Here is a 24,709-nt window from a genome sequence, read left to right on the forward strand (position 1 = left end):
CGGGAAAAAAGGACGGCGTGTCGCGAGCACAACCTTGTGACAGGCAGCACACGTCCATGGTAAAGACCGCATCAAATACTTTGTGATACCGTTCACGAAAGCAGGGAAGGTGCCGATAGACCGGTTGAGCGGTCTACCGGCATGAGGCGCACCCTCGTTCCCTGACTACGCTCGTCTCCGACGACATCCGCTTGCCCCAACTCCCGCCGGAGGAGCCGTCACCATGCAGCAGAACGACGCCCGAATCCTCAGGGGAGCCGCGCTGGTCGCCGCTCCCGTCGGAGTTGTCGCCACCGTTGTCAGCGCCGTACTCGCAGGCGAAAAAGGCCTCGTCGGCGGACTGGTGGCGATCGCCGTGGTCGCGGTCTTCTTCGCGTTCGGCTCCTGGGTGCTGATGACCATGACCGAGGACCGGCCGCAGATCGCCATGGCCGCCGGGATGCTGGTCTACGCCCTGCAGATCCTGATGATCGGCGTCTTCGTCGTGGTGTTCAAGGACACCACGCTCTTCAACGGCAAGGCCTTCGGCCTGTCCCTGCTGGCGACCGCGCTGTCGTGGGTCGGCGGCCAGGTCAAGCAGAGCCTCACCTCGCGGATGCTCTACGTCGACCCCGTCCCTTCCGCACCTCCGGCCGACTGATGCGGGGTGCCAAGGGGCGGGTAAAGAGGCTGCAATTCCATCTGCTATCGTCCGGAATCGCATCTGGACGTGGAGGCCCCTCGCGCTTGAGGAAGGTGCTGCCCCCGCGCCCATCGGTGTACTCGGATCCGGAGCCGCGGACGCGGTGCGGAGCCCAGGTGCCCGGTCTTCGATGCGGGCTCCCAGCGGACCGTGGTGACTTCGCCACGCCTCGTCCGCCGTGCCGACCAGCGGCCTCACCAGCCGCGCTGACACACAAGGTTGCCGTTACTTATGCGTCACGACGAAGGAGTCACGGGTGAGTGCCCACACGCTGCTCGCTGAGGCTGGCTGTCACATCAAGCAGGACTGTGGTTTCCCTGCTCCGGGCCTCCACTCGTTCGACTTCAAGCCGATCTTCAGCATCGGCAGCTTCGACTTCACCAAGCCGATGCTGCTCGCGATCATCTGCATGCTGCTGGTGGTGGGCTTCTTCTGGGCCGCCTTCAACAAGCCCAAGCTGGTCCCCGGCAAGCTGCAGCTGGTCGGTGAGATCGGTTACACGTTCGTGGCCCGCAGCATCGCCCGCGAGGTGATCGGCAAGAAGGGCGACAAGTACGTCCCCTTCCTCACGTCGATCTTCTTCTTCGTGTGGTTCATGAACATCATGTCGATCATCCCGTTCGCGCAGTTCCCGCCGGCCTCGCGGTTCGCGTTCCCGGTCGCACTCGCGGCGCTGGTCTACATCACGTACATGTACCTGACGTTCAAGACGCACGGCTTCCGCGGCGGCGTCAAGAACCTGGTGTGGATCTCGGGCCTGCCCAAGCCGCTGGTCCCGCTGATCGTGCTCCTGGAGTTCATCCAGAACTGCATCACCCGCCCCTTCACCCTCGCGGTCCGGCTGTGGGCGAACATGTTCGCCGGCCACATGCTGATCGTCATGTTCAGCGTCGCGACCTGGTACCTGCTGACGCCGACCTGGCTGACGGCGGTGTCCGGGGGCTCCTTCGGACTGGCCATCTTCATGACGGCCTTCGAGGTGCTGATCCAGTTCCTGCAGGCGTACATCTTCACGCTGCTGGCCTCGATCTACATCCAGGGAGCGATCGAAGAGGGCCACTGAGCCGTACTTCGGTCACCCCGTACCACCACCCCTCCATACCTCCGCTGGGAAGCCCCCCACCGGACCGCATCAAAAGGAAGACAGAGATATGTCTGCCGAGCTCGTCAACCTCGCCGCTGCCACCACCGCCGGCCGCCTCGGCGCGGTCGCCTACGGCCTCGCCGCCATCGGCCCCGGCGTGGGCATCGGCCTGGTCTTCGGCCACTCGATCGAGGCCATGGCCCGCCAGCCCGAGGCCATGCCGATCATCCGCACCAACATGTTCCTCGGCTTCGCCCTCTGCGAGGTGCTCGCGCTCCTCGGCCTGGTCGTGCCCTTCATCTTCCAGAGCTGATTCCGGCACCCGACCAGCAGCCACTCGACGAAAGGTTCAGACATGATGACCTTCCTTGCGGAGGAGGGGGCGCAGAACCCGCTCATCCCCGACACCGCGGAACTGGTTATCGGCCTGCTCTGCTTCTTCATCGTCTTCGGCCTCCTCGGTAAGAAGCTCCTGCCGAACATCCAGAAGACCCTCGCGGAGCGCCACGACGCGATCGAGGGTGGCCTGGAGCGCGCGGAGAAGGCGCAGGCAGAGGCCAACCGCACGCTTGAGGAGTACAAGGCGCAGCTCGCCGAGGCCCGCCACGAGGCGGCCCGGATCACCGAGCAGGCCCGGGAGCAGGGTGCCGTGATCATCGCTGAGATGCGCGAGGAGGGCCAGCGCCAGCGGGACGCCATCGTCGCCGCGGGCCACGCCCAGATCGAGGCGGACCGCCGCCAGGTGACCGTCACGCTGCGCCAGGAGGTCGGCAGGATCGCCACCGACCTGGCGGGCAAGCTGGTCGGCGAGTCCCTGGAGGACAGCGCCCGGCAGAGCCGCACCATCGACCGCTTCCTCGACAGCCTCGACGGCTCCGCCGACGCCGGCGCGGGCAACGGGGCGGGCGCCGGGGCGGCCCGGTGAACGGCGCAAGCCGCGACGCACTCGGCGCCGCAAGGGAACGGCTGGACGCACTGACCGACAACGCGTCGGTCGACGCGACCAGGCTGGCCGACGAGCTGGCCGCCGTGACCGCACTGCTGCACCGCGAGTCCACGCTGCGCCGCGCCCTGACCGACCCGGCGCAGTCGGGCGAGTCCAAGGCCGCGCTGGCCCGCCGCCTGCTGGGCAGCCAGCTCGGCGCCGACAGCGTCGACCTGGTCAGCGGCATGGTCCGGGCGCGCTGGTCGCAGTCCCGCGATCTGGTGGACGCGCTGGAGGAGCTGGCCGACACCGCCGACCTCACCGCCGCCCAGCAGGACGGCACGCTGGACGAGGTCGAGGACGAGCTGTTCCGCTTCAGCCGTATCACCGCGGGCAGCAGCGAGCTGCGGGCCGCGCTCAGCGGCCGGGCCGGCGCCGGCGGTGCCAAGGCCGACCTGCTGCACACGCTGCTCGGCGGCCGCGCCAAACCGGTCACGGAACGGCTGGTCACCCGGCTGGTCACCGCGCCGCGAGGACGTAGCCTTGAGGGCGGGATCGAATCCCTGTCCAAGCTGGCCGCGGCCCGCCGCGGCCGGACGGTCGCAGAGGTGGTCTCGGCGATTCCGCTGAGCGAGACGCAGAAGCGTCGGCTCGGGGACGCCCTGGCCAGGATCTACGGCCGCCCGGTGCATCTGAACCTGGACGTGGACCCCGCGGTCCTCGGCGGGGTCCGGGTGCGGATCGGCGACGAGGTCATCAACGGCTCCATCGCGGACCGCCTCGACGAGGCGTCCCGCAGGATGGCCGGCTGACGGCTCCGCCGCCGGCGGCACCGGCACAGGCACCACAGACAAGCATCAGACGAGCAACAGACAAGCACTGACGGCCCGCGTTGGGCCGACGCCCCCAAAGAAGACTTCGGGCCCAACAAGGAGAGCAGGGAACCCAGATGGCGGAGCTCACGATCCGGCCGGAGGAGATCCGGGACGCGCTGGAGACGTTTGTCCAGTCGTACCAGCCGGACGCGGCCTCGCGCGAGGAGGTCGGGACGGTCAGCGTTGCCGGAGACGGCATCGCGAAGGTCGAGGGCCTGCCCTCGGCGATGGCGAACGAACTGCTGCGGTTCGAGGACGGGACCCTGGGTCTCGCGCTGAACCTGGAAGAGCGCGAGATCGGCGCGATCGTCCTCGGCGAGTTCAACGGCATCGAGGAAGGCCAGCCGGTGCACCGCACCGGTGAGGTGCTGTCGGTGGCGGTCGGCGAGGGCTACCTGGGCCGCGTCGTCGACCCGCTGGGCACCCCGATCGACGGCCTCGGCGAGATCGAGACCGACGGCCGCCGCGCCCTCGAACTGCAGGCCCCCACGGTCATGCAGCGCAAGTCGGTGCACGAGCCGATGCAGACCGGCCTGAAGGCCGTCGACTCCATGACCCCGATCGGCCGTGGCCAGCGCCAGCTGATCATCGGTGACCGGCAGACCGGCAAGTCGGCCCTGGCCATCGACACGATCATCAACCAGCGCGACAACTGGCGCAGCGGCGACCCGAAGAAGCAGGTCCGCTGCATCTACGTCGCCATCGGCCAGAAGGGCTCCACCATCGCCGGCGTGCGCGCCGCGCTGGAGGAGGCCGGCGCGCTGGAGTACACGACCATCGTCGCCGCCCCGGCGTCCGACCCGGCCGGCTTCAAGTACCTGGCTCCCTACACCGGCTCGGCCATCGGCCAGCACTGGATGTACCAGGGCAAGCACGTCCTGATCGTCTTCGACGACCTGAGCAAGCAGGCCGACGCCTACCGCGCCGTCTCGCTGCTGCTGCGCCGCCCGCCGGGCCGCGAGGCCTACCCCGGCGACGTCTTCTACCTGCACTCCCGCCTGCTGGAGCGCTGCGCCAAGCTCTCCGACGACCTGGGCGCCGGCTCCATGACCGGTCTGCCGATCGTGGAGACCAAGGCCAACGACGTGTCGGCGTTCATCCCGACCAACGTCATCTCCATCACCGACGGCCAGTGCTTCCTGGAGTCCGACCTGTTCAACGCCGGCCAGCGCCCCGCGCTGAACGTCGGTATCTCGGTCTCCCGCGTCGGCGGCTCCGCGCAGATCAAGGCCATGAAGTCGGTCGCGGGCCGGCTGCGCGTGGACCTCGCCCAGTTCCGCGAGCTGGAGGCCTTCGCGGCCTTCGGCTCCGACCTGGACGCGGCCTCCAAGGCGCAGCTGGAGCGCGGTCAGCGCATGGTCGAGCTGCTCAAGCAGGGCCAGTACGCGCCGTACGCGATCGAGGACCAGGTCGTCTCCATCTGGGCCGGCACCACCGGCCAGCTGGACGACGTCCCCGTCGAGGACGTGCGCCGCTTCGAGCGCGAGCTGCTGGACTACCTGCACCGCGAGAACAAGTCGCTGCTGACCGGCATCGTCGAGACCGGCAAGCTGGAGGACGGCACGATCGACGCGCTGACCTCCGCGGTCGCCGCGTTCAAGAAGCAGTTCGAGACGTCCTCCGGCGCGCTGCTGGTCGAGGGCTGATCGCATGGGCGCACAGATTCGGGTTTACAAGCGCCGGATCAGGTCCGTCACCGCCACGAAGAAGATCACCAAGGCGATGGAGATGATCGCCGCCTCGCGCATCGTCAAGGCGCAGCGCCAGGTGGCGGCCTCGTCCCCGTACGCCGACGAACTGACCCGTGCGGTGACGGCGGTCGCGACCGGCTCCAACACCAAGCACCCGCTGACCACCGAGGCCGACAACCCGACCCGTGCCGCGGTCCTGCTCGTCACGAGCGACCGCGGCCTGGCCGGCGGCTACTCGTCCAACGCCATCAAGGCGGCGGACCGGCTCACCGAGCGGCTGCGCGCCGAGGGCAAGGAGGTCGACAGCTACATCGTCGGCCGCAAGGGCCTGGCGTACTACGGCTTCCGTGAGCGCACGGTCGCGCAGTCCTGGACGGGCTTCTCCGACAGCCCCTCCTACGCCGACGCCAAGGCGGTGGCGACGCCGCTGATCGCGTCGGTGCTGGCCGACTCGGCCGAGGGCGGCGTGGACGAGCTGTACATCGTCTTCACCGAGTTCGTCTCGATGATGACCCAGACACCGGTCGACCGGCGGCTGCTGCCGCTGGCCATCTCGGACGACGCGGAAGGTGGCGCGGAGCTGTCCAAGCAGCCCCAGGCCAAGCCGCTGTACGAGTTCGAGCCGTCCGCGGAAGGCGTGCTGGACGCGCTGCTGCCGCGGTACGTCGAGAGCCGCATCTACAACGCCCTGCTGCAGGCCGCCGCCTCCGAGCACGCGGCCCGCCGCCGGGCGATGAAGTCGGCGACCGACAACGCGGAAGATCTGATCAAGTCGCTCACGCGGCTTGCCAACGCGGCCCGACAGGCCGACATCACCCAGGAAATCAGCGAGATCGTCGGCGGTGCCAGCGCTCTGGCCGACGCGAACGCGGGGAGTGACTGACCACTATGACTGCCACTATTGACACCGTTGAAACCACCGCCACCGGCCGGGTGGCGCGGGTCATCGGCCCGGTCGTCGACGTGGAGTTCCCCGTCGACGCCATGCCGGAGATCTACAACGCGCTCAAGGTCGACGTAGCCGACCCGACCGAGGCCGGCGCCACCAAGACGCTGACCCTGGAGGTCGCGCAGCACCTCGGCGACGGCCTGGTCCGCGCCATCTCCATGCAGCCCACCGACGGCCTGGTCCGCCAGGCCGCGGTGATCGACACCGGCGACGGCATCACGGTGCCGGTCGGCGACGTCACCAAGGGCCGGGTGTTCAACACCCTCGGTGCGATCCTCAACGAGCCGGAGGCCGAGTCCGAGGTCACCGAGCGCTGGGCGATCCACCGCAAGGCCCCGGCCTTCGACCAGCTCGAGTCCAAGACCGAGATGTTCGAGACCGGCCTGAAGGTCGTCGACCTGCTGACCCCGTACGTCAAGGGCGGCAAGATCGGCCTGTTCGGCGGCGCGGGCGTCGGCAAGACCGTGCTCATCCAGGAAATGATCATGCGTGTGGCCAAGCTGCACGAGGGCGTTTCCGTCTTCGCCGGCGTCGGCGAGCGCACCCGCGAGGGCAACGACCTCATCGCGGAGATGGCCGAGTCCGGCGTGCTCCCGCAGACCGCGCTGGTCTTCGGCCAGATGGACGAGCCGCCGGGCACCCGGCTGCGCGTCGCCCTGGCCGGTCTGACGATGGCGGAGTACTTCCGCGACGTGCAGAACCAGGACGTGCTGTTCTTCATCGACAACATCTTCCGGTTCACCCAGGCGGGTTCCGAGGTCTCCACGCTGCTCGGCCGTATGCCCTCCGCGGTGGGCTACCAGCCGAACCTGGCCGACGAGATGGGCCAGCTGCAGGAGCGGATCACCTCGACCCGCGGTCACTCGATCACCTCGATGCAGGCGATCTACGTCCCCGCGGACGACCTGACCGACCCGGCGCCGGCCACCACCTTCGCCCACCTCGACGCGACGACCGTGCTCTCGCGGCCGATCTCGGAGAAGGGCATCTACCCCGCGGTGGACCCGCTGGACTCCACGTCCCGCATCCTGGACCCGCGCTACATCGCGCAGGACCACTACGACTGCGCCATGCGCGTCAAGGGCATCCTGCAGAAGTACAAGGACCTCCAGGACATCATCTCCATCCTCGGTATCGACGAGCTGGGCGAAGAGGACAAGCTCACCGTCTTCCGCGCCCGCCGCATCGAGCGCTTCCTGTCGCAGAACACCCACGCGGCGAAGCAGTTCACCGGAGTGGACGGTTCCGACGTGTCGCTCGACGAGTCGGTGGCGGCCTTCAACGCCATCGCGGACGGCGAGTACGACCACTTCCCGGAGCAGGCCTTCTTCATGTGCGGTGGCCTGGACGACCTCAAGGCGAACGCCGCCAAGCTCGGCGTCAACTGACGCAGGTCATGGCGTGAGGGGGGCAGTCGGTCTCTGCCCCCCTCACGCAGCCCTTATTCTTTGTCTTACGCACCTCCCTCACCCGGTGGGTGCCGACCCGAGGAGCCGTCTTGGCCGAAATTCACGTCGAGGTGGTGGCCGCGGACCGCAGCATCTGGTCCGGCGAGGCCGCCATGGTCATCGCCCGCACCCTGTCCGGTGACATCGGCATCATGCCGTCGCACGAGCCGGTGCTCGGAGTGCTGCAGTCAGGTCCGGTGACGGTCCGCACCACCGAGGGCGGCACCGTCGTCGTCGCGGTGCACGGCGGTTTCCTCTCCTTCGCGGACAACAAGCTCTCGATTCTCGCCGAGATCGCCGAGCTTGCCGAGGAGATCGACGTCGCACGGGCCGAGCGGGCGCTGGAGCGCTCCAGGTCAGAGGCCGACGCGGCGGCCGAGCGCCGCGCGGAGGTCCGGCTCGCCGCCGCGGCGGGCGCGCACTGAACCACCCGCGGCGGAGCGCCGTCCAGCAGGACGGCGGTACCGCGGGAGCAGGACCACGGTGCCGCGGGCTGCCCTCAGGGGTGGTCCGCGGCACCGGCACAGCAGGAGCAGCACACACACGGTGCGCGGTACGGGCGGCGATGGGCCCCAGGAGAGGAGAGCGGTGGACGTGATCCTCTCGGTCGAGGCGATCGGCGCCGTCGTGGGCGCGGTCCTGCTGGCACTGTTCGTCCTCGGGCTGCGCCGCCGGCTCATCCAGCGCTCCGGCGGCACCTTCGACTGCAGCCTGCGGGTGGCCCCGCCGGAGGACACCGAGCCCAGCGGCAAGGGCTGGGTCTACGGGGTGGCCCGCTACAACGGCGACCGCGTCGAGTGGTTCCGGGTCTTCTCCTACGCCTTCCGGCCGCGCCGGGTGCTGGAGCGCCCCTCCATCGAGGTCGAGGGCCGCAGGGAGCCGCGCGGCACGGAGGAGCTGGCGCTGCTGTCCGACGCGGTCGTGCTCACCTGCGAGCACCGCGGGCTGCGGCTGGAGCTGGCGATGAGCGACGACGCGCTCACCGGTTTCCTCGCCTGGCTGGAGGCGGCCCCGCCCGGCCAGCGGGTCAACGTGGCCTGAGCGGTCCCCTCCCGCGCCCTGCCGTCAGCGGTTCTCGCCCGGCACCCACAGCACGTCGCCGCGGTCCTTGTTCGCCGTCCTCGCCAGGATGAACAGCAGGTCCGAGAGCCGGTTGAGATACGTGGCCGTCAGCGGGTTCATGACGTCGCCGTGCTCGGCGAGCGCCGCCCACGTGGAGCGCTCGGCGCGGCGCACGACCGTACAGGCCTGGTGCAGCAGCGCCGCCCCCGCGGTGCCGCCGGGCAGGATGAAGCTGCGCAGCTTCTCCAGCCCTTCGAGGAAGCTGTCGCAGTCGGCCTCCAGGCGGTCCACGTAGGACTGCTCGACCCGCAGCGGGGGGTACTTCGGGTCGGGCACCACGGGGGTGGCCAGGTCCGCGCCCACGTCGAAGAGGTCGTTCTGCACGCGGACCAGGACGGCTGACACGTCCTCGGCCAGACCGCCGAGCGCCAGGGCGGCGCCGATGACCGCGTTGGCCTCGTTGGTGTCGGCGTACGCGGCGATCCTGGTGTCGGTCTTGGGCGTACGGCTCATGTCGCCGAGCGCGGTCGTGCCGTCGTCGCCGGTGCGGGTGTAGATGCGGGTGAGATTGACCATGGCGTCGAGCGTAGGGCCTGCACGGGCGGCCCGTTGCGACCAAGGACACACGGTGACGCGCCCGACATCATGCTGCGCCCGGTGGTGAACCGGCGTTAGGGTCCGGCCAGATACCCCAACGGAGAGGTGGAACCGTGGCGAAGAAGCTCGCCGTCGTAGGAGCCGGACTGATGGGCTCGGGCATCGCACAGGTGGCGGCCCAGGCGGGCTACGAGGTGGTGCTGCGCGACGTCACCGACGAGGCACTGGCCCGCGGGACCGACGGCATCAAGGCGTCCTACGACCGCTTCGTCGCCAAGGGCAAGCTCGAAGCGGCCGACGCGGAAGCGGCGTTGGCCAGGATCAGCACCACCACCGACCTGGACGCGGCGGCCGACGCCGACCTGGTGGTGGAGGCGGTCTTCGAGAAGATCGAGGTCAAGCAGGAGATCTTCCGCACCCTCGACCGCATCACAGGCCCCGGTACGGTGCTGGCGTCCAACACCTCGGCGATCCCGATCACCAAGATCGCCGCTGCCACCGAGCACCCCGAGCGGGTCGTCGGCACGCACTTCTTCTCGCCGGTGCCGATGATGCAGCTGTGCGAACTGGTCCGCGGCTACAAGACCAGTGACGACACGTTGGCCCGCGCGCGGGAGTTCGCCGAGAGCGTCGGCAAGACCTGCATCGTCGTCAACCGCGACGTGGCGGGCTTCGTCACCACCCGGCTGATCTCCGCGTTCGTCGTGGAGGCCGTCAAGCTCTACGAGTCCGGCGTCGCCTCGGCCGAGGACATCGACGTCGCGTGCAAGCTGGGCTTCGGCCACGCCATGGGGCCGCTGGCCACCACCGACCTCACCGGCGTGGACATCCTGCTGCATGCCACCGGCAACATCTACGCCGAGTCGCAGGACGAGAAGTTCGCCCCGCCGGAGATCATGCGCCGCATGGTGGACGCGGGAGACCTGGGCCGCAAGAGCGGGCAGGGGTTCTACCCGTACTAAGCAACGTCACTCACAGGAGTGAATTCGGTATCGGTTCGCTCACAGACGGCAACTTCTCTTTGCGACGGACCGTCAGTTGTGTGAAGACATACGGACGGGTGCCGCAATTCTTCGGGAGCTTCGGGAGCGACTATGCACATCAGGGGCGACCATGCCGAGCTGGTCGTCGGGGGCCGCCTCGACGTCCGCAGCGCGGCGGACGCCCGTACGGCCCTGCACACCGCCGTCGACTCCGGCCGCGGCGACCTCGTACTGGACCTGACCGAGCTGGACTCGTGGGACGCGACAGGCCTCGGCGTGATCATGGGCGCCCACCGCAGGGCCGGCCGGGCCAACCGCCGGCTGGTCCTGCGCAACGTCCCGCCGCAGATGCAGCGGCTGCTGGTGGCCACCAGACTGCACCGCATCCTCGCGATCGAGGCCGAAAGGTGACGTAAAGGCTGCCGGGGACCCCTGCGCTTCATCACAGCGGCACATGCCCTTAGAGTGCCCCTGACGTGACCGCATATGGGGGCGTAGGACATGGACCAGCACAACGGCGAGCCCGGCGAGCGCCCAGGGCAGGACGAACCGTTCGACGCCTTCGGTGTCAGGAGCGGCGGCACCGGCGGCGGCACCGCCGACCGCGGCGCGCTGGTGCCCTACGAGCCGCCGCCCGCGCCCTTCGAGCCGGCCGCGCCCGCCGACAGCGCCTTCGCCGACTTCGCCGACTTCCCCGACTTCCCCGACGCCCGTGACCTCCGCGACGTCCCGGCCGACGCCGGCGCCTTCGACAGCACGCGCCCGGTCGAGCCCTCGCTCTTCGACGCCGCCGCCCCGCTGCCCAAGGCGATACGCCCGGCCCGCGAACCGCTGGAGCTGACCTCCGGCACCCCCAGCGGCGGCAGCGCCCGGGTGCGCCGCATCGTCACCCCCGACTACCTGCTCACCGTCAACCCGGTCGACGGCACCGAGGTCACCGTCTGCCCGCCCGAAGAGCGCAGGACCCCCGTACCGCGCACCCGCGCCGAGCGCACCGCCCACCTCGCGGCCCAGCGCCCCTCGCCGCCGCCGGGACCTCCCGCGCCCGAACTCCCGCTGCTGGAACGGGACGAGGAGCGCGAGCGGCTGATCCGGCTGCTGGCCCGCGGCCGCTCGGTCCGCGTCACGGGACCGTCGGGCGCCGGGCGCACCGCCCTGCTGGAGTCGGTCGCCAACGCCTGCGCCGACCTCGCCCCCGACGGTGTGCTGTGGCTCTCGGGCTACCGCCGCACCGTCGGCGACGTCCTGCACGCCCTCTACAGCGTCGTCTACGCCGGTGACGACTACCGCCCCAGCCGCACCGAGCTTCCCGCGCTGCTGCGCGAGACCGGCGCCGTCGTCGTGGTCGACGACCTCGAATTCGGCGGCACCGCCCTGGAGGAGCTGCTCGCCGCGGCCCCCGAGTGCGCCTTCCTGCTGGCCGCCACCCCCGACGTCGCCGCACCGCCCGCCGAGTCAATGGTCGAGGAGGTCTTCCTCTCCGGCCTGACCCGGGTCGCCTGCGTCGACCTGCTCACCCTCGCCGCGGGACGCCCCCTCGAAGAGGACGAGACCGCCTGGGCGGCCGACCTGTGGTTCGAGTCCGAAGGCCTGCCGCTGCGCTTCGTCCAGGCCGGCGCCCTGCTGCGGCAGCGGGACGCGCTGCGCTTCCCGCCCGAGCCCGACTGGGACGACTCGGTATGGGAGAACGGCACCCCCGCGGCCGGCCCCGCCGCGCCGCCCCCGGACCTGATACCCGACCTGACCGGCTTCGACGACCCCGCGGCGCCCGACCCCGCGGCCCCGCTGGAGATACCCCCGGTCATACCGCCGCCCGCACGGGTGCCCAGCGCCGACGTGCCGCTGCCCTCCCTCGCCGAGAGCGCCGCCCCCGCCGACCTGCTCGCCTCCCGGCTGAGCGAGTCCGCCCGCGAAGCGCTCGCCTTCGCCGTCGCCCTCGACGGCGAATGCCCGCACCCCTCGCACCTGCCCGCCCTGGTCGGTGACACCCACGGCGACGCCGCACTCGGCGAGATGACCGCGGTGGGCCTGGCCGTCCCGGTCGCCGCGCACTATCGGCTCGCCGCCGGCGTCACCCAGCAGCTCGCCGCCGCCTTCACCGCGGAGGGCGAGCTGAGCGAGGTCCAGGCGCACACCGCGGCCCTGCACTACGCCTGGTGGACAGGGCACCCCTCGGTCACCGCGGCCCGCGCCGCCGCCGAGTCCGAGGCGATCATCGCCGCCATGACCGCCTGCCGCGACAACGGCAACCCCACCGCCGCGGTGCTGCTGGCCCGCACGGTCGCGCCCGTCTTCGCCGCCGCCCTGCACTGGGGCGCCTGGGAGCGGGCGCTGCGGATCGGCCAGGAGGCCGCCCGACTGTCCGGCGAGGTCGCGGAAGAGGCCTACTTCCACCACGAGTTGGGTGTGCTGGCGCTCTGCAGCGGCACGATGGACCGGGCCAGGGCGGAACTGGAGGCGTCCATCGCGCTGCGCGGCGCCCTCGCCGACCGGCAGGGCACCGTGGTCGGCCGCCGCACCCTGGCGCTGGTGGACGACCTCGACCCGGCCGGGTCCCGGCTCGAACTCCCCCCGGCCGCCGCCGACTTCGACGCCACACCGGAAGCGCCCGCCGTCACCGCCCCGCTGGCCGTCATCCACCAGCGCCCGCCCGCCCACCACGCGCCCGAGCCCGGCCCCAAGCGGCTCGCCGTCGTCGGCACCCGCCGCAACATGGTCGCCGCCGGCACCGGTGTGCTGCTGGCCGCGGTGCTCGGCACGATCGTCACCCTGGGTGCCACGTCGGGCGGCGACGGCGACCAGAAGAACCAGGTCAAGCCGCTGGAGTCGTCCCAACAGGAGGCGACGGACGCCCCGTCCACGACCTCCCCCGAGACGACATCCCCGACAGGTACGACGTCGTCGCCGCCCGCGTCGGCGTCCGCCACCACGACGGGGACCCCGACCACGGCGTCCACGACCGGCGGTTCGACCGGCGCCACGTCCGCGCCTCCGCCGTCGACCTCGACGGGCGGTACGAGCCAGCCCCCGCCGCCGCCGAGCCACACGTCGGGGCACCCGACGCACACGACGACGAAGCCGCCGCCCTCGTCGCCCCCGCCCACGTCGACTTCGACGACTCCGGACACCCCGCCTCCGACGACGCCGCCCAGCTCGCCGCCAGAGGTCACCCAGTCCCAGACCGTCTCGGGTGCCCCCGACCTCACCGACACGGCGACGCCGACCGCGGCGCCGTGAGGTACGGCGCCGCGACCGGCGTGTGGGGGGAGGCGGTCAGGGTGTGGGTCAGTTGGCCTGGCAGGAGAACGACGGCCAGGTGGTCGAGCCGTTCTTCTGGATGGTCATGCCCCAGTTGTTGCCGCTGCCGTTGGGCTTGGCGACCAGCTGGTACTGGCTGGGGTAGCTGGCGCTGATGTTCCAGGTCGCCATGGTGACCTCGGGGGCGTGCAGGTTCACCGTCACGGTCCAGTTGCTGGAGCCGGAGACCGAGACGTTGAGGTTGTAGCGGTCGCTCCACTGGTCGCCGGCTGTCACGTTGGCCGTGCAGCTGCCGCCACCGCCGGTGGTGCCGCCGGTGGTGGTGCTTCCGGTCGTACCGCCGTTGGTGGTGCTGCCCGTGGTGCCGCCGCTGCTGGAACCGACGGTGACGTTCGAGCTGCCGGAGGAGTGGTAGCCCTCGGTGGCGAGGATCTCGTAGTTCGGGGTGCCGAGGTTCAGGCCCGACTGCGCCCACGCGTTGAAGATGTTGGACACGGTGATGGTGCCGCTGGTGCGGTGCGCCTGGCGGACGGCCCAGTACTGGTAGAACGTCGCGGTGCCCTGGATGGACGGCTGGTTGACGCGCTGCGTCCGGTACAGGTCGTACGTGCTGCCGTCACTGTTGACCGAGCCCAGCCGGGTGGCGCCGGTGCTGGGGTTGTAGCTGCCGAAGTTCTCGACGATGTAGTACTCGATGAGCGGGTTCGTGGTCCAGCCGTACAGCGACAGGTAGCAGTTGCCGTTGCAGTTCCACGAGGCCGAGTAGCTCACGGGCGAGGTGTTGCCCGGGTTCCAGCCCTTGCCGGCGACGAAGTTCTCGACGTTGTTCCACTGGGTGCTGTACTGGCCGCCGGAGCCCATGGTCATCGAGGCCTGGCCGCTGTTCTGGCTCCAGAACGAGTAGAAGTACCCGTTGTTGGTGCCGGTGCTGTTCTGGCTGACGGTCGTGTCGGCACTCGCGGTGCCGGGGAGGACCAGCGCGGCGACGGCGACCAGCGCGATGGTGCAGAGGCTGCTGAGCAGCAGCCTGAAGCGACCGAGCACCCGGAAACGGCCGCCTCTGCGGGTCTCCGGTCGGGGGGTGGTGTTCATGTGGTGCTTCCTCCTCGTCGAGGGCTGGTGGGGCAGCCCGGCCGCGCGGCACGGCGCGGTGGAATGGCCGTGCCGCGCAGCGGGGTTCGCCGGTCCTGCGCGACCGGCGACCGACAGTGTTGAACTCGCCCGACACACTGTCAACACTTTCGACAATGATTGCGAAAGCTTCGCTCCGCAGTGGTCGTCAAGGGGAAGCATTTGGGCAGGTCGAAGCCCCGTATACGGAGCCGGGGTCAAGGTTGCCCGCCTGAGGCCCGGATTATGCGATCAGGGCCGGGTTCAGAATCTCGAAAGTTTCGAAAAATTTCCGGGTATCGAGGAGGAGGGGTCAGAAGAGCCGGAGCTTGTCGTCCTCGATGCCGCGCATCGCGTCGTAGTCCAGGACGACGCAGTCGATACCGCGGTCGGTGGCCAGCACGCGCGCCTGCGGCTTGATCTCCTGGGCGGCGAACACGCCCCTCACGGGCGCCAGATGGGGGTCGCGGTTGAGCAGTTCGAGGTAGCGGGTGAGCTGCTCGACACCGTCGATGTCACCGCGGCGCTTCAGCTCGACGGCGACGGTGCCGCCGGAGGCGTCCCGGCACAGGATGTCGACCGGGCCGATGGCCGTGGGGTACTCGCGGCGGATCAGCGTCCAGCCCTCGCCGAGCACCTCCATGCGGTCGGCGAGCAGCTCCTGCAGATGCGCCTCGACGCCGTCCTTGATCAGGCCCGGGTCGACGCCGAGTTCGTGCGAGGAGTCGTGCAGGACCTCCTCTATGGTGATGATCAGCTGCTCGCCCGCCTTGTTGACGACCGTCCAGACGCCGTCCTCACCCTCCTTGAGCGTGCACGGCGGGGACATCCAGTTGAGCGGTTTGTAGGCCCGGTCGTCGGCGTGCACCGACAGGCTCCCGTCGGCCTTGACCAGCAGCAGCCGGGTGGCGGACGGAAGGTGGGCGGACAGCCGGCCCGCGTAGTCGACGGAGCAGCGGGCGATCACAAGGCGCATGGTGGGCCACGCTACTTCACCCGGTGTGCGGCACGCGATTCGGCCCGGGGTCTCCGGGACCGTACGAGTTCGGCCGACTACCCCCCGGGACCGAAAATTGGCCGGTTGTGCGTGCTACCTCCTGGTGCGCTCAGCGTTCCAACCCTACGGTTGAAAGCCGGTGGCCGCCGCGCGGGGGATACGCGGTCGCGGCTGCCGGATCCCGTCCGTACGGCCCCGTGCGCCCACGGGGTCACCGAGAGGAGTACCCATGTCGCTCGACGTCTCTCCGGCCCTCCTCGAACAGGCCGAGCGAGGCGAGGTCGACGAGCAGGAATTCGTCGACTGCGTCAGGACATCCCTCCCCTACGCGTGGGAGCTGATCAGCTCATTGGTGGCACAACTCAAGGTGGATGGGGGGAACTTCGCGGACAACCAGGTGCCGCCGCCCAGCGAGAAGGAGCGCGGCCAACTGCTCCGCGCGCTGGCGAGCGACGCGATACGCGGAGCGCTGCAGCGGCACTTCGGGGTGCGGCTGGCGTTCCAGAACTGCCACCGGGTGGCGGTCTTCCCGCTCGACCCGGCGGTCGGCGAGAGCTACGACAAGTTCACCTCGGTCAGGTCGCAAGTACTGAACCAGTCACCGGAGTTCAGGGACTGCTGACCCGTCGGCGGCCCCGTGGCGCAGCTGCGGGAGCGCAGTAGTCGATCAGTGGCGGCGCGCACAACGGGGCGTGCTCCCGTAACGGGCCATGCACATGTGTTCAGGCCAGTTCCGGGAGCACGTCACCGCCGAGACGTGCGACGTTGTGCAGCGTCGCGTCGAGGTCGCCGGAGCCCTCGACCAGCAGCGCGAAGCGCGTGATGCCGGTCGCCCGGGCGGTCGCCGCGAGGCGGTCGGCGCACAGCCGCGGCGGCCCCACCGGGTGCAGCCCGCACAGCAGGTCGGTGTAGGCGTACGGGTCGCGCATCGCCCGCGCCCTGCCGTCGACCGTGCGGTGCGCGGCCAGGCCCTGCTGCAGCCAGCCCGGCATCGCCTTGCGCAGCGTCTCCACCGCGTCGGAGCGGGTGTCGGCGATCTGGACCACCCCGGCCGACACGTGCCCGGCCGCCGCGACCACGTCGGGGGAGTGGCCCGCGGCCAGTGCGGTGCGCCGCCACAGCGCCACCATCCCCGCCTTGTCCTCGTCGCCGCAGTGCATGCCGAGCAGCATCGGCAGCGCCCGCTCCGCGGCCAGTCGCACGGTGCCGGGGGAGGTGCACGCCACGACCACCTGCGGCCCCTCACCGGCCGGCTCCAGCTCGTCGGGCCGCGGCACCACCGGCACCTCGGGAAAGGCGTAGCGCGGCCCCTGGCCGCCCACCGAGGGCTCCCGCAGCCAGCGGAGCAGCAGATCCAGCGACTCGGGGAAACCGTGCTCGTAGGCGGCCGTTCCGGCCCCGAAGACCGCCAGGTCCACCCACGGGCCGCCGCGTCCCACCCCGAGCGTGAAGCGGCCCCCCGAGGCCAGGTGCAGCAGTGCCGCCTGCTCGCCGAGCGCCACCGGGTGCGCGGTCGGCAGCACGCTCACCGCCGTTCCCACCCCGATCCGCCGGGTCCTGCCCAGCAGCACCCCCGCCAGCGTCACCGCCGAGGGGCACACGCCGTACGGCACGAAGTGGTGTTCGGCCAGCCACACCGTGTCAAGGCCCGCGGCCTCGGCCGCCTCCGCCGTCGATATCGCCCGGTGCAGCGGCTCGGCCTGGCCCTGACCGGGGAACTGAGCAGCGAGTACGAACGTCCCAACGCGCATCGCCCACTCCCTCCTTGCCGTGACTAACGCCTGGCACGTGCCAAAGGCACGGCCTTCTGCGGTGTTTTCATGATTTTCGGCCGTGGTGCGGCGGATGCGCCCGTTCGGGTACCCGGGGGTCCGGCGCGTACCCTGGATGCCGTCCGCGAAGCCAGCAGAGCGCGAGGTGTTCCGTGTCGCCGCGACGTAACCACCCGCACGGCGCCCATCGCCCGGCAGAACGCAGCCAGGAGTCCGGCGTCGGCGGCGCCGGCACCGAGGAGTGGCAGGGCGAGGAGTGGGTGGTGCGGCCCATCGCCGGCGCCGCGTCCGCCAAGCACTACCGCTGCCCGGGCTGCGACCAGGAGATCCCGCCCGGCGTCGGCCATGTCGTCGCCTGGCGCGAGTACGACGGCCTCGACGACCGCAGGCACTGGCACCGCGCCTGCTGGAACGCCAAGGACCGCCGCACCAGCAAGGTGCAGCGGTCCCGTAACGCGCCGAGGTACTGAAACCCCGCCCGCTGCCTAGGGCCTGTCTGACAAATCCCGTCTGCATGGCGGGGTCTGGCACGCACGCTGGCTGCGTTGTCGGTCGTCGGCGCAGCCCGCTGCGCTCTCCTTCCTCCGCCTTGCCATCGCACGCACCAGACCCCGCCATGCCCGCCCTATGGGCGGACGACGCTATTTGTCAGACAGGCCCTAGGCGTCGCGCTGCCTGAGCACGACGTAGCCGCCGAGCAGCGCCGCCGCGACCCACACCGCCATGATCGCGATACCGCCCCACGGCCCGTACGACACGTGGTCGTCGGTGGACGGCACCACCTGCATGATCTTCTGGCCGGCCTGGTCGGGGAAGTAGTGCGCGACCTTCTTCACCTTCGGCACCGCCGACAGGATCGGCGAGACCAGGAAGAAGAACGGCATCAGGATGCCCAGGCCCAGCATCGGGCTGCGCAGCATCGCCGCCGCGCCCACGCACAGCAGCACCAGCAGCGTCATGTACAGCCCCGCGCCGACGACCGCGCGCAGCACCCCCGGGTCGCCGATCTGCGCCTTGTGCGAGCCCAGCAGCGCCTGGCCCAGGAAGAAGACCACGAAGCTCGTCGCCATGCCGACCACCAGCGCCAGCACACCGGCCACCGCGACCTTGCTGGTGTAGAAGGCGCCCCGCTGCGGCACCGCGGCCAGCGACGTGCGGATCATGCCGGTGCTGTACTCGCTCGACATCACCAGCACACCGAAGACGATCAGCGCCAACTGGCCCAGCGTCATGCCGAAGAAGGCGGTGTTGGTCGGGTCGAACGTCGCCTGGTCCTCGGTCGACAGGTCGTCCCAGGTGTTGTTGAACACCAGGCAGATCACCGCGCCCAGGGCCACGGTCACGATGAAGGCGAGAGCGAGCGTCCAGATGGTCGAGCGGACCGACTTGATCTTCGTCCACTCCGACTGGAGGACGGCGGAAGGAGCAGCCATGTCAACGCCCCTTTCCAGAGCCGGGGTTGCGCCACTGCGAGCCCCACTGCTGCCCGCCGGGCTGCTGCTGGGGCGGCTGCCCGGGCTGGGCGGGCGGCGCCGCGGGCGGCTGCTGCCACTGCTGCGCCCCCGGTGCGACCGGCATCGGCGGCGGGGCGCCGGGTGTCACCGCCCCGTGCGCGTGGTACTCGACCGACTCGGCGGTCAGCTGCATGAACGCTTCCTCCAACGACGCCCGCTGCGGGCTCAGTTCGTGCAGCACCAGCTGGTGCTGCGCGGCCAGCTCACCGAGCTGCGCGGCCTCGGTACCGGTGATCTCGAACGAGCCGTCGCCGGTCGTCACCACGGTGTGGCCCGCCGCCGTCAGCACGTCCTTGAACCGCTCGGGCTGCGGGGTGCGCACCCGCACGTAGCTGCGCGAGTTCTTCTCGATGAAGTCGGCCATCGAGGTGTCGGCCAGCAGCCGCCCCCGGCCGATCACGATCAGGTGCTCCGCGGTCAGCGCCATCTCGCTCATCAGGTGGCTGGAGACGAAGACCGTACGGCCCTGCGCGGCCAGCCCCTTCATGAGGTTGCGGATCCAGTGGATGCCCTCCGGGTCCAGGCCGTTGACCGGCTCGTCGAACATCAGGATCTCCGGGTCGCCGAGCAGCGCGGCCGCGATCCCCAGCCGCTGCCCCATGCCCAGCGAGAACCCCTTCGAGCGCTTGCGTGCCACCGCCGTCAGACCCACCGTCTCCAGCACCTCGCTGACCCGGTGGGCCGGGATGCGGTTGGACTGCGCGATGCACAGCAGATGGTTGTAGGCGGTGCGCCCGCCGTGGATCGCCTTGGCGTCCAGCAGCGCCCCGATGTGCTTGAGCGGCTCGCTGAGCTGCGCGTAGTGCCGGCCGTCGATACGGACATCGCCGCTGGTCGGGGTGTCGAGGCCGAGCAGCATCCGCATCGTGGTGGACTTGCCCGCGCCGTTCGGCCCGAGGAATCCGGTCACCACGCCGGGGCGCACGGTGAAGGTCAGATGGTCGACTGCGGTCTTGTCCCCGTACCGCTTGGTGAGCCCCTGCAACTCAATCATGGGGGCGAGGCTAGCAAGACACGGCGGAACCCCCGCACGCGAGCGTGCGAGGGTTCCGCAAAAACCGTCGGAACAGCGAGTTCCGCCCTGGCCTGTGGGGTCAGCGGGACTGCTGGGCCGGGACGCCGCGCGAGATCGGCTCGTCGTCGGTGGAGCCGGCCGCGGCGACCGCCGCACCGGTCAGCGTGGCCAGCATCTCGCGGACGTTGGTCAGCTGGGCGTTGATGCTGTCGCGGCGGTTGGTGAGCGCCGCCAGCTCGCGCTCGGACTCGCTGCGGATCCGGTCGGCCTTGGCGTTCGCGTCCGCGACGATGTCCTCGGACTGGCGCTGCGCGGTCTCCACGGTCTGGCGGGCACGGCGCTCGGCGTCCGTACGCAGCTTCTCCGCCTCCAGGCGCAGCTGCTCGGCACGGTGCTCGATCTCCGCCAGGCGCTTCTCCGCCTTCGCCTGACGCGACGCCAGGTCGCGCTCGGACTGCTCGCGGCGCTTGGCCAGGTTCGTCTCGAAGTCCGCTGCGGCCTGGGCGGCCTTGGCGCGGGTCTCCTCGAAGAGCGCGTCGGCCTCCTCACGCTTGGCCTGGGCGTCCTTCTGGGCGTCGCTGCGCAGCTGCGTCGCGTCGCCCTTCGCCTTGTCGACGATCCTGGCGCCCTCGTCCTCGGCCTTGGCCTTGCGGTCCGAGGCGAAGGCCTCCGCGTCGTTGCGCACCTGGGCCGCGGCCGACTCGGCCAGCTCGCGGTGCTGCTCGGCGGCCCGACGGGCCTCCTCGCGCAGGTCCTTGGCCTCTTCCTCGGCCAGGCGGAGGATCTTCTCCACCCGGGCGCCGAGACCGGCGTAGGACGGCTCGGAGTCGTTCACCTGAGCCGCGGCGTTCTGGGTTTCGAGGTGCAGTTCCTCGATGCGCTTCTCCAGCGCGGTGATCCGGGTCAGTGCACTGTCACGGTCGGCGACGAGCTTGGTGATGCGGTCGTCCACCTGTCCGCGGTCGTATCCGCGACGCACGAGCTCGAAGCCGAAAGGGGAGGAAGTGTCGCTCATGGGGTTCCTGTCGATGATTCAGACCGGTGAGGTGATAGAGGGAATCCTAGGGGGCTCAGCGGCGTGTCACCGAGCCATTGCGCATTCGGCATGGAGAATGTCCGCTCAATCGAGTGGAGCATCGTCGTTGCGCTTGCCACCCGTGCGGGCGGAACCGGCAGCCGCTCCCGCCGAGACCGTACTCTTCGTCGATTTCGCTGCGCCACCCGGTGCTTCGAACGACTCCAGGGCCTCCAGCACGTCCTGGACCCGGCCGATCTCCGCGTTGATGTCCTCGCGCCTGCGGACCAGGGTGTCCAGCTCCCGCCGGCCCTCGTTCACGATGCGCTCGGCCTCGGCCCGCGCCTCCCCCTTGACCCGTTCGGCCTCCCGCTCGGCCTCGGCCTTGTTCTGCTCGGCCTCCTTGAGCAGGCCCTCGACCTTCTTCACCGCGGCGATACGGACCTTGCTCGCCTCGGACGTGGCGGTCGACTTGATCTCGGCGGCCTTCTGCTCCGCCTCCCGCAGCTGCTCGGTCGCTGCGGCCACCAGCTTGTCGACCCGCTCGCCGACCACCCGCATCGCCTCCGCGGCCTCCTTGCGGGACCGGTCGTGCAGCGCCTCCACCTCGGACTCCACCCGGCGGCGCAGCTCGTCGGTGCGCTCCCTGATCGTGGTGGCGTCCCTGCGGGCCTCGCCGAGCAGCGTGTCGGCGTCCGTACGCGACCGCTCCACCAGGCCGTTGCCCTCCGCGGTGGCCTCGTTGACCAGCCGCTCGGCCTCCGCGCGGGCCGCGGCGACCATCGTGTCCGCCCGCTCCTCCGCGGCCTCGGCGACCCTGCGGGCCTCGGCCTGCGCCTTGCCGACCAGCTCGTCCGCCTGCTCCGCGGCCTCGCTGCGGCGCTTGTTGGCCGCCTCCCTGGCCTCGTCGAGGATCCGCTGCGAGGCGTTGCGCGACTCCTCCGCCTCCCGCTCCGCACTCTCCAGCGCCTCCCGGGACATCGCGCCGAGCCGGTCGGCCTCCTCGCGGGCCTTGCCGACCAGCTGGTCGGCCTGGTTCGCCGCGTCCGTGCGCATCCGGTTGGCGTCCTCGCGGGCCTCGGCCCGCAGCCGGTCGGCCTCCTCGATCGCCTCGGTGACCGTACGGTCGGCCAGCGACCTGGCGGCCTCCGCCTCCTCCTGCGCCTCGCTGCGCACCCGGGACGCGTCCTGCCCTGCGCGCTCCCGCTCGGAGTTGGCGTCCGCGTGCAGCCGGTCCGCCTCGCCCTGCGCCTCGCTGCGTACCCGCTCCGCCGCGTGCTCGGCCGCGGAACGCAGCCCGGCGATCTCCTGCTCCGCCTCCTGGTGCAGATGCGCCACCGAGTCCCGCACCTGCTGCGCGGTCGCCTCGGCCGCCGCCACCAGCTCGCCGGCCCGCTGCTCCGCCTCCGAGGCCAGCCGGTCAGCCTCCGCCGCCGCGTCCTCGACCCGCTTGCGGGCCGCCGCGAGCAGCTCCTCGCTCTCCCCGCGGGCCCGCGCCCGCTCCTGCTCGGCCTCCGCGCGCGCGGTCGCCAGGTGCTCCTCGGCCGCCCTGCGCCGCCTGGCCGCCTCCTCCTGGGCCGCGGCCAGCGCCTCGGCGGCCTCCACCCCGAGCCGCTCGGCCGCCGCCGACGCCTCGGCGCGCACCCGGTCGGCGGTCTCCTGCGCCTCGGCCTTGCGCTGCTCGGCCTCCGCGGCCGCCTCCGCCTGCACCCGCAGCGCGACGTTCTCGCCCTCCGCGCGGGTCTGCGCCGCATCGGCCGCCGCCTCGTCGCGCAGCCGTACGGCCTCGGCCTCGGCCTGCTCCTGCAGCGTACGGACCCGCTCGGCGGTCTCCTGGCGCAGCTGCTCGGCCTCGGCCGCCGCCTCCGACCTGATCCGGTCCGCCTCGGCCGAGGCGTCCCGCAGGCCCTGCTCGGCGGCCGTGACCCGGCTCTCGGCCTCCTCGCGCAGCCGGGCCAGGTCGACCTCGGCCTCCTCGCGCATGCGGGCCACTATCGTGCCGGCCTCGGCCCGCTGCTCGGCCGCGGCCTGCTCCGCGGCCTCCTTGACCGCGGCGCCCTGCCGCTCGGCCTCCGCCCGCAGCTCGTCGGCCTCGGCGCGGGCGCTGCGCAGCGCCTCCTCGGCCTTCGTGTTCAGCGCCGAGGCCCGCTCGACGGACTCGGTCCGCATCCGCTCGGCCTCGGCCGCCGCGCTCTGCCGCTGCTCGTCGCCGTCCGCCTTGGCCTTGGCGAGCAGCTCCTCGGCCTTGCTCGCGGCCTCCTCGATCTGCTGCACCGCCTCGCGGCGGGCCTCGCCGCGGATCCGCTCGCCCTCGGCGACCGCGTCGGCCCGCAGCTGCTCGGCCTCGCCGCGCAGCCGCCTGGCCTCCTCCTGCAGCTCGACGGTCCTGGCGCGGTACTCCTCGGTGTCGTCCTGTGCGGCGCCGCGCAGCTCCTGCGCCGAGGCCTCCGCCTCGCTGCGCAGCCGCTCGGCCTCCGCCTCCGCCTCCCGGCGGATCCGCTCGGCCTCCTCGCCCGCGCTCTTGGTGGTGGAGCGGGCGTCCTCCGAGGCCTTGGTCAGGATCTCCTCGGCCGAGCGGGCGGCCTGCGCCAGCTGGGCCGCGGCGTCCTCGGCCGCCGCGGCCCTGGCCGCCTCCTGCGCCTCGCTGCGGATCCGCTCGGCCTCGGCCCTGGCGTCGGCGACGGTCTGCTCGGCCTCCGCCTTGGCGGCCTCCGCCTCCTTGGTGGCCTCGTTGACCATGCGGGCGATCTCGGCCCTGGCGGTGCGGGTGCGCTGCTCGTTCTCGGTCTCGGTGGCCGCCAGGCGCTTGGCGGCGCCCGCGGTGGCCTCCTCGCGCAGCCGCTCGGCCTCCGCGGTGGCGGTGCGCAGCGCCTCGTCGGCCTCGCGCATCCGCTCCTCGGCCAGCCGGGACAGCTCGGTGGCCCTGATCCTGGCGTCGTCGGACTCGCTGCGGGTGGAGGTGCGCAGCTGCTCGGCCTCTGTGGTGGCCTCCTGGGCCTGTGCGGACGCGGCGGTCAGCAGCCGCTCGGCGTCGGTGCGCGCCCTGCGCAGCAGCTGCTCGGCCTCGGCGCGGGCCGCCTGGGCGTCGGCGGTCAGCCGGTCCCTGGTCTGCTCGGCGACCCGGGTGGCCTCGGCGCGGGCGGCGGCGAGCGCCGCCTCGGACTCGGCCCTGGTCTCGTCCAGCAGCCGGCGGGCCTGGGACTCGCTGCGCGCCCGCAGCTGCTCGGCCCACGCCACGTTCTCGTTGACGTGCGTCTCGACGTTGGCCCTGCGCTCGGCCAGCTCCTCGTCCAGCTGGCGGCGCCTGGCGATGGCCTCGGCATGCCACTCGGCCTCGAAGCGCGACTGGTGCTCGGCCTGCTCCTGCAGCAGCCGCTGGGTCTGCGCCCTGGCCTCGCGCAGCTCGCGCTCGGCGTCGGCGCGCAGCTGGTCGGCCTGGATCTGCGCATTGCGCAGCAGCTGGTCGGCCTGGTGCCCGATGTTGTCGTAGGCAGGGCGGGACGCCAGCATGCGCCGCGCCTCGTGCAGCTTGGCGCGCAGCACCTCGACCTGGTATCCGAGGTCGTCGGCGTGGTCGACGGCCTTGCCCCGCTCGGTACGAAGCCGGTCCATCTCGGCTTCGAGCTGAGAGAGGTGGTCGTCAGCCCGGTAGCTGTCGTTGCCCCGCACTCCGCGGTCCCATCGGTCTCCTGGCGTACTCACCCGCCAACCGGGTGAGATTCTCCGTGGGCG

At 71.3% G+C, this 24,709-nt stretch carries 23 protein-coding genes; 15 read left to right on the plus strand and 8 right to left on the minus strand.

Going from position 1 to position 24,709, the window contains the following annotated elements; translation table 11 throughout:
• Positions 1 to 223: 223 nt before the first annotated feature.
• The 10 genes from JT723_RS05790 (at position 224) to JT723_RS05835 (ending at position 8,695) form a co-directional block, all read left to right on the plus strand.
• The gene (locus tag JT723_RS05790; protein WP_205043384.1) at positions 224 to 640 is read left to right on the plus strand and encodes a Cg1360 family ATP-synthase-associated protein; all 417 of its coding nucleotides are present in this window, start codon (positions 224 to 226) and stop codon (positions 638 to 640) included.
• Between the two features lie 298 nt (positions 641 to 938).
• Positions 939 to 1,745, plus strand: a complete 807-nt coding sequence (atpB, locus tag JT723_RS05795) for a F0F1 ATP synthase subunit A (RefSeq protein ID WP_205043385.1) — start codon at positions 939 to 941, stop codon at positions 1,743 to 1,745.
• A gap of 88 nt (positions 1,746 to 1,833) precedes the next feature.
• Positions 1,834 to 2,079: an ATP synthase F0 subunit C gene (gene atpE / locus JT723_RS05800; RefSeq protein ID WP_205043386.1), complete on the plus strand. Its 246-nt coding sequence runs from the start codon at positions 1,834 to 1,836 to the stop codon at positions 2,077 to 2,079.
• A 42-nt stretch (positions 2,080 to 2,121) separates the two neighbouring features.
• Positions 2,122 to 2,691 (plus strand): F0F1 ATP synthase subunit B, encoded by a 570-nt coding sequence (locus tag JT723_RS05805; protein ID WP_205043387.1) that lies wholly within the window; start codon positions 2,122 to 2,124, stop codon positions 2,689 to 2,691.
• A complete protein-coding gene (locus JT723_RS05810) occupies positions 2,688 to 3,503 on the plus strand; it encodes a F0F1 ATP synthase subunit delta (RefSeq protein WP_205043388.1) in 816 nt (271 codons plus the stop codon). The genes JT723_RS05805 and JT723_RS05810 overlap by 4 nt, the downstream gene beginning before the upstream one ends.
• A gap of 137 nt (positions 3,504 to 3,640) precedes the next feature.
• Positions 3,641 to 5,212 (plus strand): F0F1 ATP synthase subunit alpha, encoded by a 1,572-nt coding sequence (gene atpA / locus JT723_RS05815; protein ID WP_205043389.1) that lies wholly within the window; start codon positions 3,641 to 3,643, stop codon positions 5,210 to 5,212.
• Between the two features lie 4 nt (positions 5,213 to 5,216).
• Complete coding sequence (locus JT723_RS05820; protein ID WP_205043390.1) at positions 5,217 to 6,140, plus strand: F0F1 ATP synthase subunit gamma; 924 nt, start codon at positions 5,217 to 5,219, stop codon at positions 6,138 to 6,140.
• Between the two features lie 5 nt (positions 6,141 to 6,145).
• The gene (gene atpD / locus JT723_RS05825) at positions 6,146 to 7,594 is read left to right on the plus strand and encodes a F0F1 ATP synthase subunit beta (RefSeq protein WP_205043391.1); all 1,449 of its coding nucleotides are present in this window, start codon (positions 6,146 to 6,148) and stop codon (positions 7,592 to 7,594) included.
• A 110-nt stretch (positions 7,595 to 7,704) separates the two neighbouring features.
• Positions 7,705 to 8,079 (plus strand): F0F1 ATP synthase subunit epsilon, encoded by a 375-nt coding sequence (locus tag JT723_RS05830; RefSeq protein ID WP_205043392.1) that lies wholly within the window; start codon positions 7,705 to 7,707, stop codon positions 8,077 to 8,079.
• Between the two features lie 169 nt (positions 8,080 to 8,248).
• Positions 8,249 to 8,695: a DUF2550 domain-containing protein gene (locus JT723_RS05835; protein WP_205043631.1), complete on the plus strand. Its 447-nt coding sequence runs from the start codon at positions 8,249 to 8,251 to the stop codon at positions 8,693 to 8,695.
• Between the two features lie 24 nt (positions 8,696 to 8,719).
• On the opposite strand, the gene JT723_RS05840 is transcribed toward JT723_RS05835, so the two are convergent.
• On the minus strand, positions 8,720 to 9,292 hold the full coding sequence (locus JT723_RS05840; RefSeq protein ID WP_205043393.1) for a cob(I)yrinic acid a,c-diamide adenosyltransferase: 573 nt from the start codon (positions 9,290 to 9,292) through the stop codon (positions 8,720 to 8,722).
• 134 nt (positions 9,293 to 9,426) lie between these two features.
• Between JT723_RS05840 and JT723_RS05845 the strand changes: the two genes are divergently transcribed.
• From JT723_RS05845 to JT723_RS05855, 3 genes are all read left to right on the plus strand, one after another.
• Positions 9,427 to 10,275, plus strand: a complete 849-nt coding sequence (locus JT723_RS05845) for a 3-hydroxyacyl-CoA dehydrogenase family protein (protein ID WP_205043394.1) — start codon at positions 9,427 to 9,429, stop codon at positions 10,273 to 10,275.
• 132 nt (positions 10,276 to 10,407) lie between these two features.
• Positions 10,408 to 10,707 (plus strand): STAS domain-containing protein, encoded by a 300-nt coding sequence (locus JT723_RS05850; protein ID WP_033176582.1) that lies wholly within the window; start codon positions 10,408 to 10,410, stop codon positions 10,705 to 10,707.
• A 90-nt stretch (positions 10,708 to 10,797) separates the two neighbouring features.
• Positions 10,798 to 13,533 (plus strand): ATP-binding protein, encoded by a 2,736-nt coding sequence (locus tag JT723_RS05855; RefSeq protein WP_205043395.1) that lies wholly within the window; start codon positions 10,798 to 10,800, stop codon positions 13,531 to 13,533.
• 48 nt (positions 13,534 to 13,581) lie between these two features.
• On the opposite strand, the gene JT723_RS05860 is transcribed toward JT723_RS05855, so the two are convergent.
• Positions 13,582 to 14,646, minus strand: a complete 1,065-nt coding sequence (locus JT723_RS05860; RefSeq protein ID WP_205043396.1) for a glycoside hydrolase family 11 protein — start codon at positions 14,644 to 14,646, stop codon at positions 13,582 to 13,584.
• 331 nt (positions 14,647 to 14,977) lie between these two features.
• On the minus strand, positions 14,978 to 15,640 hold the full coding sequence (gene nucS, locus JT723_RS05865; protein ID WP_205043397.1) for an endonuclease NucS: 663 nt from the start codon (positions 15,638 to 15,640) through the stop codon (positions 14,978 to 14,980).
• A gap of 250 nt (positions 15,641 to 15,890) precedes the next feature.
• On the opposite strand from nucS, the gene JT723_RS05870 reads away from it, so the two are divergent.
• Complete coding sequence (locus JT723_RS05870; RefSeq protein ID WP_205043398.1) at positions 15,891 to 16,283, plus strand: SCO5389 family protein; 393 nt, start codon at positions 15,891 to 15,893, stop codon at positions 16,281 to 16,283.
• A gap of 100 nt (positions 16,284 to 16,383) precedes the next feature.
• Here the strand turns inward: JT723_RS05870 and JT723_RS05875 are convergent, their stop codons facing one another.
• Entirely contained in the window at positions 16,384 to 17,412 is a 1,029-nt protein-coding gene (locus tag JT723_RS05875; protein ID WP_205043399.1) for an LLM class flavin-dependent oxidoreductase, read from the minus strand.
• Positions 17,413 to 17,585: 173 nt separating this feature from the next.
• Here JT723_RS05875 and JT723_RS05880 point away from each other — a divergent pair, with 173 nt between their 5' ends.
• Positions 17,586 to 17,903 carry an Rv1322 family protein gene (locus tag JT723_RS05880; protein ID WP_205043400.1) on the plus strand — a complete coding sequence of 106 codons (318 nt, stop codon included), beginning with the start codon at positions 17,586 to 17,588 and terminating at the stop codon, positions 17,901 to 17,903.
• 189 nt (positions 17,904 to 18,092) lie between these two features.
• Here JT723_RS05880 and JT723_RS05885 read toward each other — a convergent pair whose 3' ends face one another.
• The 4 genes from JT723_RS05885 to scy all read right to left on the minus strand — a co-directional run bounded on the left by JT723_RS05885 (position 18,093) and on the right by scy (position 24,646).
• Positions 18,093 to 18,866 carry an ABC transporter permease gene (locus tag JT723_RS05885; protein WP_205043401.1) on the minus strand — a complete coding sequence of 258 codons (774 nt, stop codon included), beginning with the start codon at positions 18,864 to 18,866 and terminating at the stop codon, positions 18,093 to 18,095.
• Between the two features lies 1 nt (position 18,867).
• The gene (locus tag JT723_RS05890; RefSeq protein WP_205043402.1) at positions 18,868 to 19,941 is read right to left on the minus strand and encodes an ABC transporter ATP-binding protein; all 1,074 of its coding nucleotides are present in this window, start codon (positions 19,939 to 19,941) and stop codon (positions 18,868 to 18,870) included.
• A 100-nt stretch (positions 19,942 to 20,041) separates the two neighbouring features.
• Complete coding sequence (locus JT723_RS05895; RefSeq protein ID WP_205043403.1) at positions 20,042 to 20,977, minus strand: coiled-coil domain-containing protein; 936 nt, start codon at positions 20,975 to 20,977, stop codon at positions 20,042 to 20,044.
• 105 nt (positions 20,978 to 21,082) lie between these two features.
• The gene (gene scy, locus JT723_RS05900; protein ID WP_205043404.1) at positions 21,083 to 24,646 is read right to left on the minus strand and encodes a polarized growth protein Scy; all 3,564 of its coding nucleotides are present in this window, start codon (positions 24,644 to 24,646) and stop codon (positions 21,083 to 21,085) included.
• Positions 24,647 to 24,709: the final 63 nt, after the last annotated feature.

It is taken from the genome of Actinacidiphila bryophytorum, from assembly GCF_016916835.1.
Taxonomy (GTDB): domain Bacteria; phylum Actinomycetota; class Actinomycetes; order Streptomycetales; family Streptomycetaceae; genus Actinacidiphila; species Actinacidiphila bryophytorum.